This window comes from Aliivibrio fischeri (assembly GCA_038993745.2).
Classification (GTDB): domain Bacteria; phylum Pseudomonadota; class Gammaproteobacteria; order Enterobacterales; family Vibrionaceae; genus Aliivibrio; species Aliivibrio fischeri_B.
In genome coordinates this window covers 1,740,064-1,756,073 of record CP160629.1, presented here as the reverse complement: position 1 = coordinate 1,756,073, position 16,010 = coordinate 1,740,064, and the positions used below count along the sequence as shown (strand labels likewise).

The window sequence follows — 16,010 nt, the reverse complement described above, 5'->3', positions numbered from 1 at the left end:
TTAGGTATGCTTTTTGCATTAACAATAAAAAAGCAAACTAATGACAAAAGGTCGACTATGAAAAAATGGATGCTATTAATTGCATTGGCAATACCCTCTTTATCGTTCGCAAAAGAGTTAAATCGTATACATGCCTATGAAGATAGCTATATTTTAGGTTCTTATATTAGTGATTTGAACAAACAAACCTATATTGATGGTGGTTTTGAAGATGCTGACGGCCTTCATGATGTTGAAGTGAAATTCAAATTTTCATTTGCAGTACCTTTGTTCCCAGTTAGTCAAAGTTCCTCAATCATGTTTGCTTATACACAAAAGTCATTATGGCAGTTGGGTAACAGCGATATTTCATCCCCTTTTAGAGAAACTAACTATAAGCCACAATTTTTCTTGATGCATCAGTCAAATATGTTGATTTTTAATAATGCTGAATTTGGTTATATGCATGAATCTAATGGTCAAACAGCGAGTTTATCTCGTAGTTGGGATCGCATTTATGGCGCATTAGAACGAATTGATGGCCCTGTACAATATGGCGTTAGAGCTTGGTATGTCATTGCTGATGAAGAAAATAACGAAGATATTACGGATTATTTAGGTAATTATGATGTTTGGGCTTCTGTCGGTAATGATATTGGAACACTCAGTACTCGTTTCCATTATAATTTCGAAACCGATAAAGGTGGTGCTGAGCTTGGTTACACATTAAACGTCAATAAATTTGTTGGTTTATACGTTCAAGCATGGAAAGGGTATGGAGAAACTTTGATTGATTATAATCATGATCAAACCCGAATTGGTCTTGGTATTAAACTAATGCCGCCAAATTAATGCCAGTGCTATTTATTACGTAATAATTAAAGCTTCTGTGATCAAGAAGCTTTTTTTATGTTTGGAGAAAGGCCATCTATGATGGCGATCATTGCGAAAAATGATGATTTCAATTACGATCTGGCCGATTTTTTATTTGGGTACTCAGTATGATTATAACGATGTTGCTAAGCTTTGTTCTTATTGGTGCAGTATTATGGTGGTTTTATAGCCGTGGAAATGCTGCTTCTTTGAATCCTGTATGGATGATATTTGTTGTTGTAGTCAGTGTGATTGTTGTCTTTTCTTCAGGGTTAAGACCAGAAAAATACGCAGTACAGAATGAGTTAATTACAGAGCCACTAGGTCCTCTCTCTTATGAAGATAAGATGCGCTATTTAGAGGACCAACTGAAACAGAGCCCAAATGACGCTGAATTGTGGTTTGAAATAGGGCAGGGTTATCTACTGAATGGTGAATTAAACAATGCGAATATCTGCTTTGGATACGCAATTCGTTTAACAGAAGAGCCAACAGCCAATCAATATGCAGCAAAAGCGACGACTCAGTATTATTTACATTCTCAGATTATGAGCGATGAAGTAGAAGAGTTACTTAAGAAAGCGTTAGTTCTTGATGAATATAATCAAGCCGCTTTAACATTAATTGCTTCTGATCATTTTGTTACTTTCCGTTACCAGAAGGCCATTAATGCGTGGCAGAAAATTTTAGATTCTGAGCGAGTTGATGTTGATCGAGTGACAATTATTAACTCAATTAATGAAGCCAAGCAGTTAATGCACGCACGCCGTAATTAAACTTTATAAGTTGTACTAATAAATAAGAAACATAAAAAAAGCCGACTTAACTGTCGGCTTTTTATTTATTACTACCTGTTTAAGCTAGTCGTAATTACATTGGTTCGTAATCTCGGGCTTCACGTTCTTTTGCTTGTTCTTCCCACTCTGGAACAACGGTTTCTAAGAAGTGTTTCTTCTCAGCTTTCATCGCTTCCATGTCCATTCCTAATGCTTTTTGTGCTGCAGCTTTCGTTGAAATATCAGGAATAGCTACTGGCTCTGTAATGCCTTTTTTCGCAAGTAAGCGCACAAGTTTAGTTCGAGCGTCTGCTGCTTTATCGACAGCGGTACCTAACACTTCTAGAGCAACTTCTGGTGCGTGCATATGAACACCATGCGAAGCAATCGCATAATCCCAACGCCATTGTGCGTGGCGAATGTCTTGTAGGATTGGTGTCATTTCTTTTTCAGTAGCACCTGCATTCCATGCCGCACCAGCTTCAAAGTGAGCTGCAACAATTTGACGCTCCGCAGTCAGTTTCATTTTAAGTACTTGTGCTTTACGGGTTGCAACAACACTTTGAAGCATTTCTTTAGATTGAGTGTGACAATTTGCACAGGTATCTTCGAAACGATCAAATGGGTTGCCTACTTTATGGTCTGTGTACACCGTGCCATCTTCTTTGGTTACTTTAGGCATATGACAGTCAACACAAGTCACTTTGTTTTTGCCATGAATGCCATCACGCCATGTTTCATAACCAGGATGCTGCGCTTTTAACATAGGCGCTTTAGATACTTTGTGAGTCCAGTCTTTAAAGTCGATCTCATCATAGTATTCTTCCATTTCGTCAACGGTAGTGCCTTTGTCCCAAGGGAATTTTACGGCTTTAGTTTTACCTGTGAAGTAGTATTCTACGTGACACTGACCACACACCGCAGCTTGTTGATCAAGACGAGATTGATCACCAAAAGGTTTACCAATGGCATCCATTGCACGCTCAACGTGAGGTTTAGTTAAGGCAAGAGCAGGGCCACCATTTTTAAACTCTTCACTACGAGTATCATGGCAATCTGCACAGCCGATAGGGTTTTGGATTTCACTGCCTAAGCGAGCCCATTTTCCTGAGAAATAACCATCTTCGCCTTGTTCTTCGATAACTCGACCAACATCTGGGCTTTTACAGCTCCAACATGCCATTGGCATCGGACCTGAATTTTCATCGGTTGGGCCACCAGTACGAAGGGTTTGTCTTACATCATCGACAGCATAAAAGTGTCCACGAGCTTTGTTGTAGTCTTTTGCAAAACCGTAGCCAGCCCATAAGATCACCATATTAGGATCTTCAGCTAATGCATCTTCGATTTGTACACTATCAGAGGTAGATCGCCATGAATCATATTGATCGGCATGATCTTTTGCGTAGGCTTCATTACGAGGGTCAACTCGTTCATTGTTTTCAGAGGCAGCGAAGCTGTGGCTACTTAATAATAAAGTAGTCACCATTGCTATTGCAGCGGCTGAACGACGGGTCCATTGCTTTTTCACTATTGTATCTCCAATATTCTTTTAATTAATTAGCCAAGCGTTGTGAAAGCGACCATCAATCAGAATTGGAAACAGGTAAATTATATACTAATTAAGAGGTATTAATTTTTACATCAATATAGGAGTTGATTTACATCAAGTTACATAAGTGATCAATATCACCATTAAAGAGGTATACCTCTTAAGTGTTATTTGTGATTGTCTTTATTAAGAATGATTCTTATTTTCTTTAAATAACAGAGAGATATAAGTATCTGGGTCTATATCACAAAAGGAGTAGATAAGTGTAACAATAAAGACATAAGTTGTATTATTTAGACACATTTAATTATAAAATGTTTTTGTTAAGCGTTGTGGCTAACTATCCAATGAGAATTGATACCAAAGAAGAGCACTAGCTCTTTAACAACAATTACTCATCCAACTATTTATGAATTTGATAAATAGAATGGAAAGGGAAGGATATAAAATGGGCAAAGTCAAATTAGCCATAGCCACAATGTTGAAGCTTACCTTCGCATTTTGTCTATATGGTTTGTCTCTGAATGTTGCTGCGGATGAATCGCCCCAAGTAGAGGCCAACTCATCCAATCGACATGAAGTGACATTAATTCGTGATCGCGATTATGCGTGTACACAATGTCATAAAGACGAAAAAGAGACACTTAAAGGATCACACGGGGAAGAGTCATTTGCGATTCTTAAACGTGATGTGAATTGTGTAGAGTGTCATAAATCAATTGGGCCTGATCACCGAGAAGGCGCACCGCAAGTTATAAAATATTCGGCAGCACAATCAAAAGTCGGCACGGAAAAAGTGACCCTCTCGTTTGATGAAATTTTACAAGCTAATAGCCAATGTACTGATTGTCATACGCCAGATCGATTACGTGAAGATAGTTGGACACACGACGTTCACGCTAAAAACCTAACCTGCTCATCTTGTCATATCGTTCATGGAGAGAAAGAAGCTGTGCTTTCTTTTGACCATTCAGCGAAGATTAAGATGTGTGTTGATTGCCACGCTGATTTTAATCAGAAAGAAAATAAGCTAGGAGAATAGTATGAGTTGTTCTAGACGAAATTTTTTAGCTGGTTCAGGTGCGGTTATTTTTACAACAGGTGTAGCGACAACATCATTAATAAACAGTAAAAAAACCTTAGCGTATTCCATGGAAGATGGTTCAAAGCGTTATGGTATGGTTCATGATGAAAATGTGTGTATCGGCTGCACAGCATGTACGGAAGCATGTAGAGAAGTAAACCGTGTTCCTGAAGGGGTAACACGTTTAGAAATCATCCGTAGTGAGCCCAAAGGTGAGTTTCCTGATGTTGAATACCGTTTTACTCGTAAGTCATGTCAACATTGTGAAAATGCTCCTTGTGTAATGGTGTGTCCTACCGGTGCGGCATATAAAGATGAAACAACAGGCATTGTTGATGTTCATAACGAAAAATGTGTTGGCTGTGGCTATTGTTTGGCTGCTTGTCCGTACCAAGTCCGTTTCTTTAATCCTGTGACTAAATCGGCAGATAAGTGTGATTTTTGCCGTGAAACAAACTTAGCAGAAGGTAAGCAACCGGCTTGTGTTGAATCTTGTCCGACAAAAGCACTGACTTTTGGTGATCTCAATGACAAAAATAGCGAGATAAATGCCGTATTAAATACGAATCCGGTATACCGTGACAAAGTGGATCTAGGTACCAAGCCTAAATTGTATAAGATTCCATATTTAAAAGGGGAGATTTAAGATGAGTGCATGGGAAGCAGCGTTTAATTTCGACTCTTTAGTATGGGATTGGATCATTGCGATCTACCTTTTCTTAGCCGGTATGTCTGCTGGTGCGGTTATGATATCGATTTACTTAAAACGTAAAGTGATTGAAGGTAACCCTGCAGATAACGGCATTATCAAAGCAACCGCAATTTTAGCGCCATTTGGCATTATTGCAGGTTTAACCATTTTGATTTTCCACTTAACCAAACCACTCTCTTTTTGGAAAATTATGATTTTCTTTAACCCAACATCCGTGATGTCGATGGGGGTTATTCTATTCCAAGTGTATATGGCTGTGCTATTTGCTTGGCTTGGCGTAATGTTTAGAAAGGATATCATGAGCTTTCTAAAAGGAAAGTTTGGCTTTATCGATACTATGTTGCTTAAGATTGAACAGTTTGAAAATGCGTTAGAAATATTTTTAGCTGTGCTTGCTATTATGCTTGCGGCTTATACCGGTTTCTTATTATCAGCATTACAAACGTATCCAATGTTAAATAACCCAGTATTGCCGATTTTATTCTTGTTCTCAAGTTTATCGTCTGGTGCAGCGGCGTGTTTACTGTTTGGTATTTTAGGTTTTAAAGAACCAAGCCATAGCCATTCGGTGAAGTGGATCCATAGCTTTGAACGACCTGTTGTACTGTTTGAGTTGTTCGTACTTGTTACCTTCTTTACTGGTTTAATCTTTAGTGGAGGGCAAGGTGAAGCTGCTGCTTGGGCTGCTATTGGTGGTGGTTTTTGGGGCACATGGTTCTGGGTTGGCGTTATTGGTTTAGGTATGATCGCTCCTTTAACCTTGAATGCGTTTGCTCCAAAGGAATTGGCTCACGGTAAAGGGTTTATTTTTGTTGTGACATCATTAAGTTTAATTGGTGTATTAATGCTTCGTACGTTTGTGTTGTATGCAGGACAAATGACGGTCGTATAATGTGGTAATGCCATGCTTATGCCAATAATTATGAGCATAAGCATGGCTTTTATGTGAAAAATGTATGGAGCAATATGATTGCTGAAATTGGACAGTTTTGGTTAATAACCACTATGGTGTTGTCTGCTGTTGCTTGTGTGACAGCAAGTTACGGTATTTTTAGAAATGAAGACAATTGGGCAGTATCTATTTTCCCACTTTCATTGTTAACGGCTCTTTTCTGTATTTTATCCATATCTGCTTTAGGTTATGGGTTTTATATTGATGATTTTTCTATTCGATATATAGCCGAACACTCTAACTCTGCATTACCTGTATTTTTTAAAATTGCTGCGATTTGGGGTGGGCATGAAGGTTCATTACTATTTTGGGTATTAACACTCACCTTATGGGTTGGCTTAATTACATTAAAAAGAAAAAGCATTGAGCAATCTTATTTAGTAAGAGTTCTTTTAATATTAAATGGATTAATTGTTATCTTTTCAGCCTTTACTTTATTTGCATCTAATCCTTTTATTATTTATGCCAATACGCCTTTAGAAGGACGAGATTTGAATCCAATGTTACAAGATATTGGATTGATATTTCATCCCCCATTGCTATATCTCGGTTATGTTGGTTTTGCTGCTACCTTTTCATTTGCACTTGCTGCATTAATGATGAAAAGAGTGCCATCTAAATGGGTCGGCTATGCGAGAAACTGGACATTGCTTGCTTGGTCACTGCTTACTGCTGGGATCAGTCTTGGCTCATGGTGGGCCTATTATGAGTTAGGTTGGGGTGGATGGTGGTTTTGGGACCCTGTAGAAAACGCTTCTTTGTTGCCTTGGTTAACATCCACCGCATTACTACACACATTAATTGCTAGTCATAAGAGAAAGCTATTACTAAAAGCATCGATTATTTTGGCATTAATGACTTTTTGTTTGAGTATCTTAGGGACTTTTGTGGTTCGCTCAGGGGTATTAACGTCGGTTCATGCGTTTGCAGTAGATCCAACAAGGGGCATCATATTATTACTGATTTTGTTTATTGTAATGTTGTTCTCTTTTAGCCTTTATACAGTAAAAAGCAGACAAATTAACAGTGAACCTATCCAACGTTTTATCAGTCGTGATTTTCTATTTTTAGTGTTGTGTGGCTTATTCGCAATTGCAACGATGACGGTATTACTTGGTACGTTTTATCCTATGATTTTTCAGATATTAGGGTTAGGGAATATTTCGGTAGGGGCACCTTATTTTAATTTACTTTTTGTTCCAATGGCGCTTATTGCACTCGGTATGATGGCGTTATCTATTTTTGTGCAATGGAATAAGAAAGCAGAGATAGCAACAATAAAAAATACAGCCATATTCATTGGCAGTTCAGTTATTAGTGGAATACTGATTTATACACTTCAATATGATCGTATTTACGTTATTCCTCTTATTGTGTGGATCTTATCTATTGCCGTTATTATTGGAACGGTGTGGGAAATAAAACGATCTAAAGGTAAAAATATAAGCATGGCAATCGCGCATATTGGGGTGGCTGTGGTTATGATTGGCGCTGCGATGAACAGTTATCATTCATTTGAAACCAGTGCAAAAATGGAGCCTGGAATGAGTGCGAAACTTGCGAATTATGATATCCATTATAAAGAGACTGAGCTATTAGTTGGTGCTAATTATACAGCAGAGCAAGCGAATTTACGTATTTATGAAAATGGGAAAGAAATAGCGAATGTTCACCCTCAACGTCGACATTATCAAGTACGAGTGATGAACATGAGTGAGCCGGCAATGCTCTGGTTTTGGCACGGCGATATATACGTTACACTGGGCGAAAAATTAAAAGATGGAAGTTTTGCGTTACGATTGCAATATAAAGCGTACGTGAGATGGATTTGGTTTGGCTCATTGTTAATGTGTGTTGGAGGGGTATTCGCTATGGTTAAAAGAAAGAGAAAAACAGCATGAAGCAAATAGCTAAGGTTCTCACTGCTATCATTTTGTGTATTGCAGTTTTTTTTGTGTTATTAAGTGGGTTAGAAACCAAGGAATCCTCAGGTTCTACAGCAATGGTGGGGGAAATGGTTCCTGCTTTTAAATTATCAGATGTCACCGACGCCTCTACGTATTTAACGGAATCTATTTTTCATAATGATTCACTTACCTTGCTTAATGTGTGGGCGGCATGGTGTGGAATATGCAAAACAGAGCATCAATTTTTACATCAACTTAAAGAGCAAGGGATACCAATTATTGGTCTAGATTACCGTGATAATAGAAGTGCAGCAAAACAGGTATTAGAGCAAACTGGTAATCCATATCAAGCTGTTATTTATGATCCTCAAGGGATTTTAGCCATGGATTTAGGGGTTTATGGAACGCCGACAACCTTTGTTATTGATCAACATGGCAAGATATTACATCGATTTACTGGCGCGTTGAATGAAGAAAAGTGGCAACGTGAATTTGCTGATTTTTTTGAGGAAAAGTAATGAAGCATTCTTTTAAATCATTACTGTATTTATTCTGTTTATTGAGTGTGTTTTCAGTCAACGCTGCATTAGATAGCAGTAATGGCTTATTTGTTTCTGCAGATAAAGACGTTATTGAGAGCGTTGAATTATTTGAGTTCACCTCCCAAGAGCAACAAAAGCAAGCGATTGAACTGGCTAAACGCTTGCGATGTCCACAATGTCAAAATCAAAACTTAATAGAGTCCAACTCACCTATTGCTAAAGATTTACGATTAACTGTGTATCAACAGATTAAAGCAGGAAAGAGTGAAGAAGAAGTGATTGCTTTTATGACGCATCGATTTGGTGATTTTGTATTATATGAACCGCCATTAAATGCTAAAACATACGTACTTTGGTTATTACCATTATTGTTACTTGTCGTTTTTTGCATCATGGCGGTGAATTCAGTAAGAAGAAATCGTTAACTTGCTAAAGCGGTTTGTTCTTCATAAGACCAATCAACGCAACACTTAGCTAAGATTTCCAGTGAATCTAAACATTGTTGTGGTTGCTTGAGGTTTTGTTCTGCCAGAGCAACTGGAATTTCAGTGCAACCTAAAATGACAGCCTCTGCACCTTGAGCGAGCATTGACTCGAATACTGGTAGCATTAATGCTTTTCCTTTTTCTATATTTCCAGCTTTTACTTCGTAAATTCCCTGCATGACATCACGTTGTTGAGTGTCATCAGTTTCAATGATCTCAATATGATATTGGTTAAGTTTTTGTTGGTACATTCTTGCTTTCATTGTTGCCGTGGTAGCTAATAAGCCAACGGTTTTATATCGACGAGTTTGCGCTTCTTGAACAACACTATCGATGATACTGATGGTATGCACATGGCTAGTCGCACTCAGTTGTGGATACCAGTAATGAGCGGTATTACAAGGGATAACAATACATTCAGCACCAGATTGCTCAAGTTGCTCAAAGCTGTGTTTTAATTCAGGGTAAGGATCTTGTCCATGTCCCATAATAAAAGCGGTTCTGTCAGGGATTTGTGGAACGCTACTTACTACCATCGGAATATGTTCTTGGTCATTATGTGCAGGGGTTTGACTAATGATCTTCAACATAAACTCAACCGTTGCTAAAGGTCCCATACCGCCTAAAATACCTAATTTCTTGTTCATAATATTTACTCCTTTAATTCATCTTGCGATGGATAAGCTAAATAAATAATGTCAGTCGGTATGGTTTTTGTTAAATGCTAAGAATTGTTTCATCATGCCAAATCGGCATAGTGCAATGGTTGGAAATTTGATGTTTCTCTCGGTAAATATCTTTCTTGATGTTTTTTAAACATAAAAGCGAAATAACTTGATAATTTAAGCGAATATTTTGGCTTAGCCGACATAAAATTTTTTAAAGAATGGTGATAATGCAGTTTCGGAATAGTGATAACTATCTCAAATAGAATGGTTGTATGAGGTTGAAATGAATGTAGAAAGTAAATGGCTAGAAGATTTTTTAGTGTTAGCAAAAGTGAAAAATTTCTCACAAGCTGCGGAATTAAGAAATGTCACTCAGCCCGCATTCAGTCGAAGAATTCGTTTATTAGAAGATACTGTAGGTGCTGAATTAGTCGATAGAAAGAGTAAACCGATAGAGTTAACCCCAAGTGGTAAATTATTCCGAATAACCGCAAGAACCTTGGTCAATCAGATTGAAGCTGGAATAAGCCAAATATCAGATTTATCTCAATTAGGTGGGAATGTAGTTCAAATTGCAGCGGCACACTCTTTGGCTACAAGTTTAATACCTAAGATACAACGAGCGTTTAATGAGGGAGACTATAAACCGATTTTAAGTGTTGAAGCCATTGACGTAGACGAAGCAACAAAAGAGTTAAGAGAGGGGGCATGTGACATATTATTAGCGTTTGATGATGATATTTTACGTTTGCCACCTTATCAGTCTCAGCTTATTGCTAAAACAGAGCTGTTACCTGTGAGTGCATGTGATGAAATGGGAAAACCTATTTATGATTTTATATCTCAAGGCGCTGTGCCTTGGTTAACATATAGTTCAACATCTTACATGGGAAGACAGGTCGAGATCGTAAGAGACCAAGTGAACTTAATGCCTATTTTTTCTTCATCTATGACTGATATGCTGAAGGTGTTGGTACTAAATAAACAAGGTATCGCTTGGTTGCCTGCTTACAGTATTCAAGAAGAGTTAGCACAGAAAAAAGTCGCAATAATTGGTGACCAATCACTGCGACTTCCTATTGAATATTATGCGTATCGTTATCAAGCAAGGTTACATCCAGCCGGTGAAAAGGTATGGAGTATTCTATGTAATTTAGATACTTAGCTTACGGCATTATTTGCTTGATGATTCTTTTCAAAATTAATTTTTGGTACACAAAAGATTAATAATGAAGCTAAAATTGTTGAGCCCATTAAATCTGTCGGCCAATGCATTCCAAGCCAAATACGACTGAATCCTACACCAACCCCCCAAGTAAGTAATAAACCTGCAGTTATATAGTGGTTATGTCTAAGTAAGAATCCCCCCAAAATAAAATACAGATAGCAACGAAGATTGTGTGGCCAGATGGAAACGCATAGTTTGTTTCGCCGTGCCATTGTTCGATTCTGGCAGGGCTCACTTTTGAAGCGATACGTTCTATTAATTCATCTTTAAGCGCAGGTTCTAATTGATAGAAGCTAGCAGCATTATCAACTAGTCCAACTTCAGCGAGAGCATAGCTGTATGGGCGAGGCACTTCTGTTACTGATTTTAATCCTGTTTTAAGAGCGAAACTTAACACCAGCAACAAAGCAAATTGCATATATAGCGACGCCAATTTTTTTCTTGGTAGGCGTTTAATTACAGGAATAAGGCAAAGAACAAAAGTGGTGACAAGAAAAAATGGATTTCCTGCAGAGTTACTTAACAAATTGAGTAGTTCATTTACATTATTTGATAATGGAGTAAATAGGTCAGGTTTTGGGGTTAACAATAGAGTGCAAACCATCATTAGTGAAAAGAAACCTAGCGCAATGAGCTCGTAAATTCTGTTTTTAGGTGAAAATGAAAAAGTCATAATGAAATCAAATAGTAAATGAATTAGGGGTAGTGTAACTGCCAGTGGCATAGGCAAGTCAAGCTAAAGTAATAAAAAGGCAATTTAATAGAGTATTCACTCTATCTGATAACAAAGTCGATAATTTAAACACCTTGTATTAGTTACAAATGGTTTAAAAAACATTAACTATTGTCAGGGTATTTTAAAATAACCGTCAAAAAAACACTGGTCAGATTTCTGACGATACACATGCTGTTACACTTTTTTTCCTAAAAAATAACACAGCAAATCTCAGACATTTTCTTTTAAATAAAGTTCGGTTTGATTTGTCCAAAGTGGATATAACACAATTATGAATACAACATTTTCGCGTACGCTGCTTGCAACAAGTACTTTATTTATTAGTGCGACATCTATGGCAGCAGGATTTCAAGTTAATGAACATTCAGCTACTGGGTTAGGCCGAGCATTTGCTGGTGAGGCTGTTATTGCTGATAACGCATCAGTGTTAAGCCGAAATGCGGCAGCAATGATGATGTTTGATAAAGATGCAATCTCTGTCGGTATGACAGTTGTAAAGCCTGATGTGTCGGTAAAAAACGGTACTTATTATAAACCAAGTGGAAGTTTATCTGTGGATACGGGAATGAACTATATCCCTGGTTCTGCCTCTTTAACTTCTGAAGTTGTATCTCTTGATGATGTAGATGGTATCGCACCCACAGCAGTCGTTCCAAACTTTTATTATATACACCCTGTTAATGAGAAGTTTGCAGTTGGTGTCGCTGCATATTCAAATTTTGGTACAGGAACTGAATTTGAGTCAGATTATGCAGCCCCTATTTTTGGTGGCACCACTAAAGTTCAAAGTATGAACTTAGGGTTAAGTTTAGCGTATCGCGTTAATGAACATTTAAGTTTTGGTGGTGGCATTGATGTTATTTATGGTATGGGAGACCTGTACCGTGACGTTGATGGAAATGTTAATGTAAAAATGCATACACCACTTGGTGATGTTGATTTGATAAATAAAGGTGTCAAAACAACAGCCGTCGATATTCAAGCAACAGGTGTTGGGCTTGGCGCTAATATTGGTATGGTATACGAAGTTAATGAAGGTAACCGTTTTGGTTTAAGCTATAAATATAGCCCAGAGATAGAGGCTGAAGGCGATGTATCTTTTATGAAGCAAAGTTATGATGCTGTATATTTACCATTACCAGATATTGCTGAGTTTTCAGGCTTTCATATGATTACGGATAAAACGGCGATTCACTACAGCATTCAATGGGTGGGATGGTCGGCATTCGATACTATTGAAACAGAAAGTGCAACCGTTAAAGAATATAACTGGAAAGACTCTTACCACTATTCTATCGGCGCTACTCATTACCTAAATAGCAAATGGATTTTACGTACGGGTTATATGTACGACCAAACTCCTGTTGATGAGTTAACGTCGATTTCTATTCCTGATTCAGATCGTCAGTGGTTTTCTGCTGGTTTTACATATAATTGGAGCTCAAATACAGCCATTGATTTTGGCTTTACTTATCTAATTGGTGAGGATGTTGAAGTCCATGAGTTCATTGAAGAATCACTTCCTGCACCAGCGGTTACAGCAACCACACACGCTAATGCTGTGTTAGCAGCTATTCAATTGAGCCATAGTTTCTAAAATAACTCATAAAATTGCTATGCACCTCAATGATTCAAGGCTCTGATTATTCCGAGCCTTTTTTTTGTTTAGCAAACATGCTCTAATTACGCCTCATTTCTTATTTGGTATTTACATGGCTCCAGTTATCCGTCGAGCAAAAGAGATTGATCTCTATTGTTTAAATTCACTGATGTATAAATTACACGATGAACATCACCAACAATGTCCAGATTTATTCAAAACAGCTTCTGAAATTGAAGAAGAGAAAAGTATCGCTCGATATTTAGATGATCCTGAATGTATGGTGTATGTGGCGGAAATGGATGACGTTATTATTGGGTTTATTACTGGTCATTTTTGCGAATTAATTTCAACGGTGAGTAAACCAGTAATGATGGCAACCATAGATGAACTATATATTGAAAAAGAATATCGACGCGAAGGTATCGCTGAGCAATTAATGATGCGAATCGAGCAAGAATTAAAAGATTATGGTGTAAAAGAGATTTTTGTCGAAGTGTGGAATTTTAATAAAGGGGCATTGGAATTTTATAATAAACAAGGATTGAATGAGCATATTCATTATTTACGCAAGCCATTGAATAGGTAATTTAAGAATGAAAATGCCACTATTTAACATATTTGTATTTATTTTATCTCTATTTTCAATGCACAGTGCATCAGCCAATATTGTTCAACCAAAAGGTGCAGTATGCGTTATTGGTGATGGCAGTCATGTCGTTTTAGTTGAAGAATTAATTACTGGAAAATTATCACTGCCAGGTGGAACCATTGATAAAGAAAGAGGAGAGACACCTCAAGAGGCAGCAGAAAGAGAGGTATGGGAAGAAACTGGATTAGTTGTTACAGCTAAAGAGTTGCTTATCGAAGATGAAACAGCAGCAATATTTCGTTGTGTAAGTGAATCCGATATTGTTGCGTTTGATCTAGAAACCATTAATGGCTTATTTCGTATACCTTCGTGGTTTGCTCCTCATTACGGTATAGAAACCGAGGCGGTTTATTTAAGTGAAGTGTATAAGATCCCTGAAAATAAATATCGTTACCCTGAGCAATTGACGTTATTACAGCAATGGTCTTTAGATACTACGAGCGCAGAGAATAAAATATTATGGGTAACTAACCTTGTTGATCAGGCTCCTAAAATTCATCAGTTTGAATTAGAGTTACTTTCGTCACTTCGTGCGAAAATAGATCAATTACCGCAAGTTGTTACATTGAGTGTTAAAACGATATTCACTCTAATTAACGAAACTGGTAAAGAAGGCTTCTTTTACTTTTTCGTTATTATTGCTTTGGTTTATTTTGGTCGAAATTCGGCTTTAACCTTATTGTTTGGCATTATTTTATCGATAGTTTTAACCGGATTAGCTAAGCAAGGTTTAGGATTACCACGTCCTTTTGTTTATATACCACAACTGCAATTAACGGAAGCCGTTGGTTTTGGTATGCCAAGCATGCACAGTATGTTATCTGTTGTAATTTACGGAACCTTTTATTTAATTTTAAAAAGATTATCTTTACCAGAAAAAACCTTAAAACGGTACGCATGCATTTTCATTATTCTTGTTATAGGGCAGTCAATAGCGCGAGTTTGGCTCGGTGTTCATTTTGTATCTGATGCCATTGTTGGTTTGTGTTTGGGAGGAATGGTCTTCTATCATTTCTCAAATATGCAGAAAAAACATGGTGATTTATTATACAAAGTGATAGGGGGCTTACATTTTTGGTTACTGCTAAGTACGGTTATTAGTGGTATTGCGTTTGTTATGGCATATATAAATTACCTATACGCAGCAGCAATATGCTGGGGTGTTGTCGCTGCGATTATGTGTTCTAAGCCTAAAGTTATTACGGATGCAAAAGTAAAACTAATCGCCCTTATAACGATTGTATTAAGTGTAATGCTTGCTAGATATGGTGTGAGTTATTTACTAACACAAGTTGAAGCGAGTAGTCTGAATGTGTTGGTAATCAGAACGATCGGTAATTTTACTGTTATTTTTGGTCTTTTTGTTTATGCCGCATGGCTACCTAAAGTAATAGAAAATAAGTTCGCTAAACGATAATTAAAAAGGCCGCATCAGTGAATTACTGATGCGGCCTTGTTTGTTTGCTTATCTTATGGTTATAAATTAACTATTATGCTGTTCTAACCATTCAAGTGCTTCATTTTGAACTTTAATGCGTTTATTTTTACTTAGCTTTTTACCTGTATAATCACGGTATTTATCTGCATCTGGGAAGTCTTTTTCAGCAGCAAGGTTAAACCAAAAATACGCTTTGCTCATGTCTTGTTTAACTTCCTTATTGTTAGTGTATAAGAAACCAAGATTACGCATCGCTGTTGCATTACCTAATTCAGCAGCTTGAATATAAAGTAATTCTGCTTGATGAGTATTTTGAACAAGCCCTTTTCCATGAAGATATAAGTCTGCAAGGTTATTCATTGCATTACTGTTATTTTCTTCAATTGCTTTGTTATACCAATCAATAGATGTTGAATACTTTTCTTCTGATTCGTAGATTTTACCAAGGTTATAGTAAGCCATAGAACTTTGGTTTGCTGCGGCTTTCAAAAAATACTGGGTAGCAAGTTGTGTGTTTGCTTCAGTACCGATCCCTTTCGCATAAATAGTTCCAATTTTGTTTTGTGCTTCAATAGAACCATTATTAGCAGCACTGGTTAACCAAGTAATTGCTTCTTTATAGTTATCTTGATTTAAATAAGCCGTGCCTTTTAGATAATCACTATGAGCTTCACTGTTAGCTAGAACAAAAGGTGAGCATAATGAAGCAGATATAACTAACGATTTTAAAAGTATTTTCATTACATAACCAACGAGTTAACAAAATATTATTGTTTGTATGTTAGCAATAAAAGCACAGTACGGCGAGCGATAAGTTAATTACTCA

At 37.2% G+C, this 16,010-nt stretch carries 15 protein-coding genes and 1 pseudogene; 12 read left to right on the top strand and 4 right to left on the bottom strand.

Annotated elements, in window-relative coordinates; genetic code table 11:
* Positions 1-57: 57 nt before the first annotated feature.
* Positions 58-831 (top strand): phospholipase A, encoded by a 774-nt coding sequence (locus AAFX60_008435; GenBank protein XDF76799.1) that lies wholly within the window; start codon positions 58-60, stop codon positions 829-831.
* Between the two features lie 149 nt (positions 832-980).
* Positions 981-1,628 (top strand): heme lyase, encoded by a 648-nt coding sequence (locus tag AAFX60_008430; GenBank protein XDF76798.1) that lies wholly within the window; start codon positions 981-983, stop codon positions 1,626-1,628.
* 94 nt (positions 1,629-1,722) lie between these two features.
* On the opposite strand, the gene nrfA is transcribed toward AAFX60_008430, so the two are convergent.
* The gene (nrfA, locus tag AAFX60_008425; protein ID XDF76797.1) at positions 1,723-3,159 is read right to left on the bottom strand and encodes an ammonia-forming nitrite reductase cytochrome c552 subunit; all 1,437 of its coding nucleotides are present in this window, start codon (positions 3,157-3,159) and stop codon (positions 1,723-1,725) included.
* Positions 3,160-3,628: 469 nt separating this feature from the next.
* On the opposite strand from nrfA, the gene nrfB reads away from it, so the two are divergent.
* From nrfB to nrfF, 6 genes are all read left to right on the top strand, one after another.
* The gene (gene nrfB / locus AAFX60_008420) at positions 3,629-4,222 is read left to right on the top strand and encodes a cytochrome c nitrite reductase pentaheme subunit (protein ID XDF76796.1); all 594 of its coding nucleotides are present in this window, start codon (positions 3,629-3,631) and stop codon (positions 4,220-4,222) included.
* Between the two features lies 1 nt (position 4,223).
* Positions 4,224-4,910, top strand: a complete 687-nt coding sequence (nrfC, locus tag AAFX60_008415) for a cytochrome c nitrite reductase Fe-S protein (GenBank protein ID XDF76795.1) — start codon at positions 4,224-4,226, stop codon at positions 4,908-4,910.
* A gap of 1 nt (position 4,911) precedes the next feature.
* Positions 4,912-5,868: a cytochrome c nitrite reductase subunit NrfD gene (nrfD, locus tag AAFX60_008410; GenBank protein XDF76794.1), complete on the top strand. Its 957-nt coding sequence runs from the start codon at positions 4,912-4,914 to the stop codon at positions 5,866-5,868.
* Positions 5,869-5,942: 74 nt separating this feature from the next.
* Complete coding sequence (locus tag AAFX60_008405) at positions 5,943-7,829, top strand: heme lyase CcmF/NrfE family subunit (protein ID XDF76793.1); 1,887 nt, start codon at positions 5,943-5,945, stop codon at positions 7,827-7,829.
* A complete protein-coding gene (locus AAFX60_008400) occupies positions 7,826-8,353 on the top strand; it encodes a DsbE family thiol:disulfide interchange protein (GenBank protein ID XDF76792.1) in 528 nt (175 codons plus the stop codon). Before AAFX60_008405 ends, AAFX60_008400 begins: the two co-directional genes overlap by 4 nt.
* Positions 8,353-8,802 (top strand): heme lyase NrfEFG subunit NrfF, encoded by a 450-nt coding sequence (gene nrfF, locus AAFX60_008395; GenBank protein ID XDF76791.1) that lies wholly within the window; start codon positions 8,353-8,355, stop codon positions 8,800-8,802. Before AAFX60_008400 ends, nrfF begins: the two co-directional genes overlap by 1 nt.
* On the opposite strand, the gene AAFX60_008390 is transcribed toward nrfF, so the two are convergent.
* Positions 8,799-9,509 carry an amino acid racemase gene (locus AAFX60_008390; protein ID XDF76790.1) on the bottom strand — a complete coding sequence of 237 codons (711 nt, stop codon included), beginning with the start codon at positions 9,507-9,509 and terminating at the stop codon, positions 8,799-8,801. The two genes, nrfF and AAFX60_008390, sit on opposite strands and share 4 nt — an antisense overlap.
* Positions 9,510-9,813: 304 nt before the next feature.
* Between AAFX60_008390 and AAFX60_008385 the strand changes: the two genes are divergently transcribed.
* Positions 9,814-10,695: a LysR substrate-binding domain-containing protein gene (locus tag AAFX60_008385; GenBank protein XDF76789.1), complete on the top strand. Its 882-nt coding sequence runs from the start codon at positions 9,814-9,816 to the stop codon at positions 10,693-10,695.
* On the opposite strand, the pseudogene AAFX60_008380 reads toward AAFX60_008385, so the two are convergent.
* A pseudogene (locus AAFX60_008380) lies at positions 10,692-11,365 on the bottom strand (phosphatase PAP2 family protein). The gene AAFX60_008385 and the pseudogene AAFX60_008380 sit on opposite strands and share 4 nt — an antisense overlap.
* A 400-nt stretch (positions 11,366-11,765) precedes the next feature.
* Here AAFX60_008380 and AAFX60_008375 point away from each other — a divergent pair.
* From AAFX60_008375 to AAFX60_008365, 3 genes are all read left to right on the top strand, one after another.
* Positions 11,766-13,091 (top strand): outer membrane protein transport protein, encoded by a 1,326-nt coding sequence (locus AAFX60_008375; GenBank protein XDF76788.1) that lies wholly within the window; start codon positions 11,766-11,768, stop codon positions 13,089-13,091.
* Positions 13,092-13,206: 115 nt separating this feature from the next.
* Entirely contained in the window at positions 13,207-13,683 is a 477-nt protein-coding gene (locus tag AAFX60_008370; GenBank protein ID XDF76787.1) for a GNAT family N-acetyltransferase, read from the top strand.
* 7 nt (positions 13,684-13,690) lie between these two features.
* Positions 13,691-15,163: a phosphatase PAP2 family protein gene (locus AAFX60_008365; protein ID XDF76786.1), complete on the top strand. Its 1,473-nt coding sequence runs from the start codon at positions 13,691-13,693 to the stop codon at positions 15,161-15,163.
* 66 nt (positions 15,164-15,229) lie between these two features.
* On the opposite strand, the gene AAFX60_008360 is transcribed toward AAFX60_008365, so the two are convergent.
* Positions 15,230-15,925 carry a tetratricopeptide repeat protein gene (locus AAFX60_008360; protein ID XDF76785.1) on the bottom strand — a complete coding sequence of 232 codons (696 nt, stop codon included), beginning with the start codon at positions 15,923-15,925 and terminating at the stop codon, positions 15,230-15,232.
* Between the last annotated feature and the right edge of the window lie 85 nt (positions 15,926-16,010).

Bases quoted from the DNA above. Each gene is read 5' to 3' on its own strand.
- AAFX60_008390 (XDF76790.1), bottom strand. From the start codon at position 9,509: ATGAACAAGAAATTAGGTATTTTAGGCGGTATGGGACCTTTAGCAACG.
- nrfD (XDF76794.1), top strand. From the start codon at position 4,912: ATGAGTGCATGGGAAGCAGCGTTTAATTTCGACTCTTTAGTATGGGAT.
- AAFX60_008385 (XDF76789.1), top strand. From the start codon at position 9,814: ATGAATGTAGAAAGTAAATGGCTAGAAGATTTTTTAGTGTTAGCAAAA.
- AAFX60_008365 (XDF76786.1), top strand. From the start codon at position 13,691: ATGAAAATGCCACTATTTAACATATTTGTATTTATTTTATCTCTATTT.
- AAFX60_008375 (XDF76788.1), top strand. From the start codon at position 11,766: ATGAATACAACATTTTCGCGTACGCTGCTTGCAACAAGTACTTTATTT.
- AAFX60_008360 (XDF76785.1), bottom strand. From the start codon at position 15,925: ATGAAAATACTTTTAAAATCGTTAGTTATATCTGCTTCATTATGCTCA.
- AAFX60_008370 (XDF76787.1), top strand. From the start codon at position 13,207: ATGGCTCCAGTTATCCGTCGAGCAAAAGAGATTGATCTCTATTGTTTA.
- AAFX60_008435 (XDF76799.1), top strand. From the start codon at position 58: ATGAAAAAATGGATGCTATTAATTGCATTGGCAATACCCTCTTTATCG.
- AAFX60_008405 (XDF76793.1), top strand. From the start codon at position 5,943: ATGATTGCTGAAATTGGACAGTTTTGGTTAATAACCACTATGGTGTTG.
- AAFX60_008430 (XDF76798.1), top strand. From the start codon at position 981: ATGATTATAACGATGTTGCTAAGCTTTGTTCTTATTGGTGCAGTATTA.
- AAFX60_008400 (XDF76792.1), top strand. From the start codon at position 7,826: ATGAAGCAAATAGCTAAGGTTCTCACTGCTATCATTTTGTGTATTGCA.
- nrfC (XDF76795.1), top strand. From the start codon at position 4,224: ATGAGTTGTTCTAGACGAAATTTTTTAGCTGGTTCAGGTGCGGTTATT.
- nrfB (XDF76796.1), top strand. From the start codon at position 3,629: ATGGGCAAAGTCAAATTAGCCATAGCCACAATGTTGAAGCTTACCTTC.
- nrfF (XDF76791.1), top strand. From the start codon at position 8,353: ATGAAGCATTCTTTTAAATCATTACTGTATTTATTCTGTTTATTGAGT.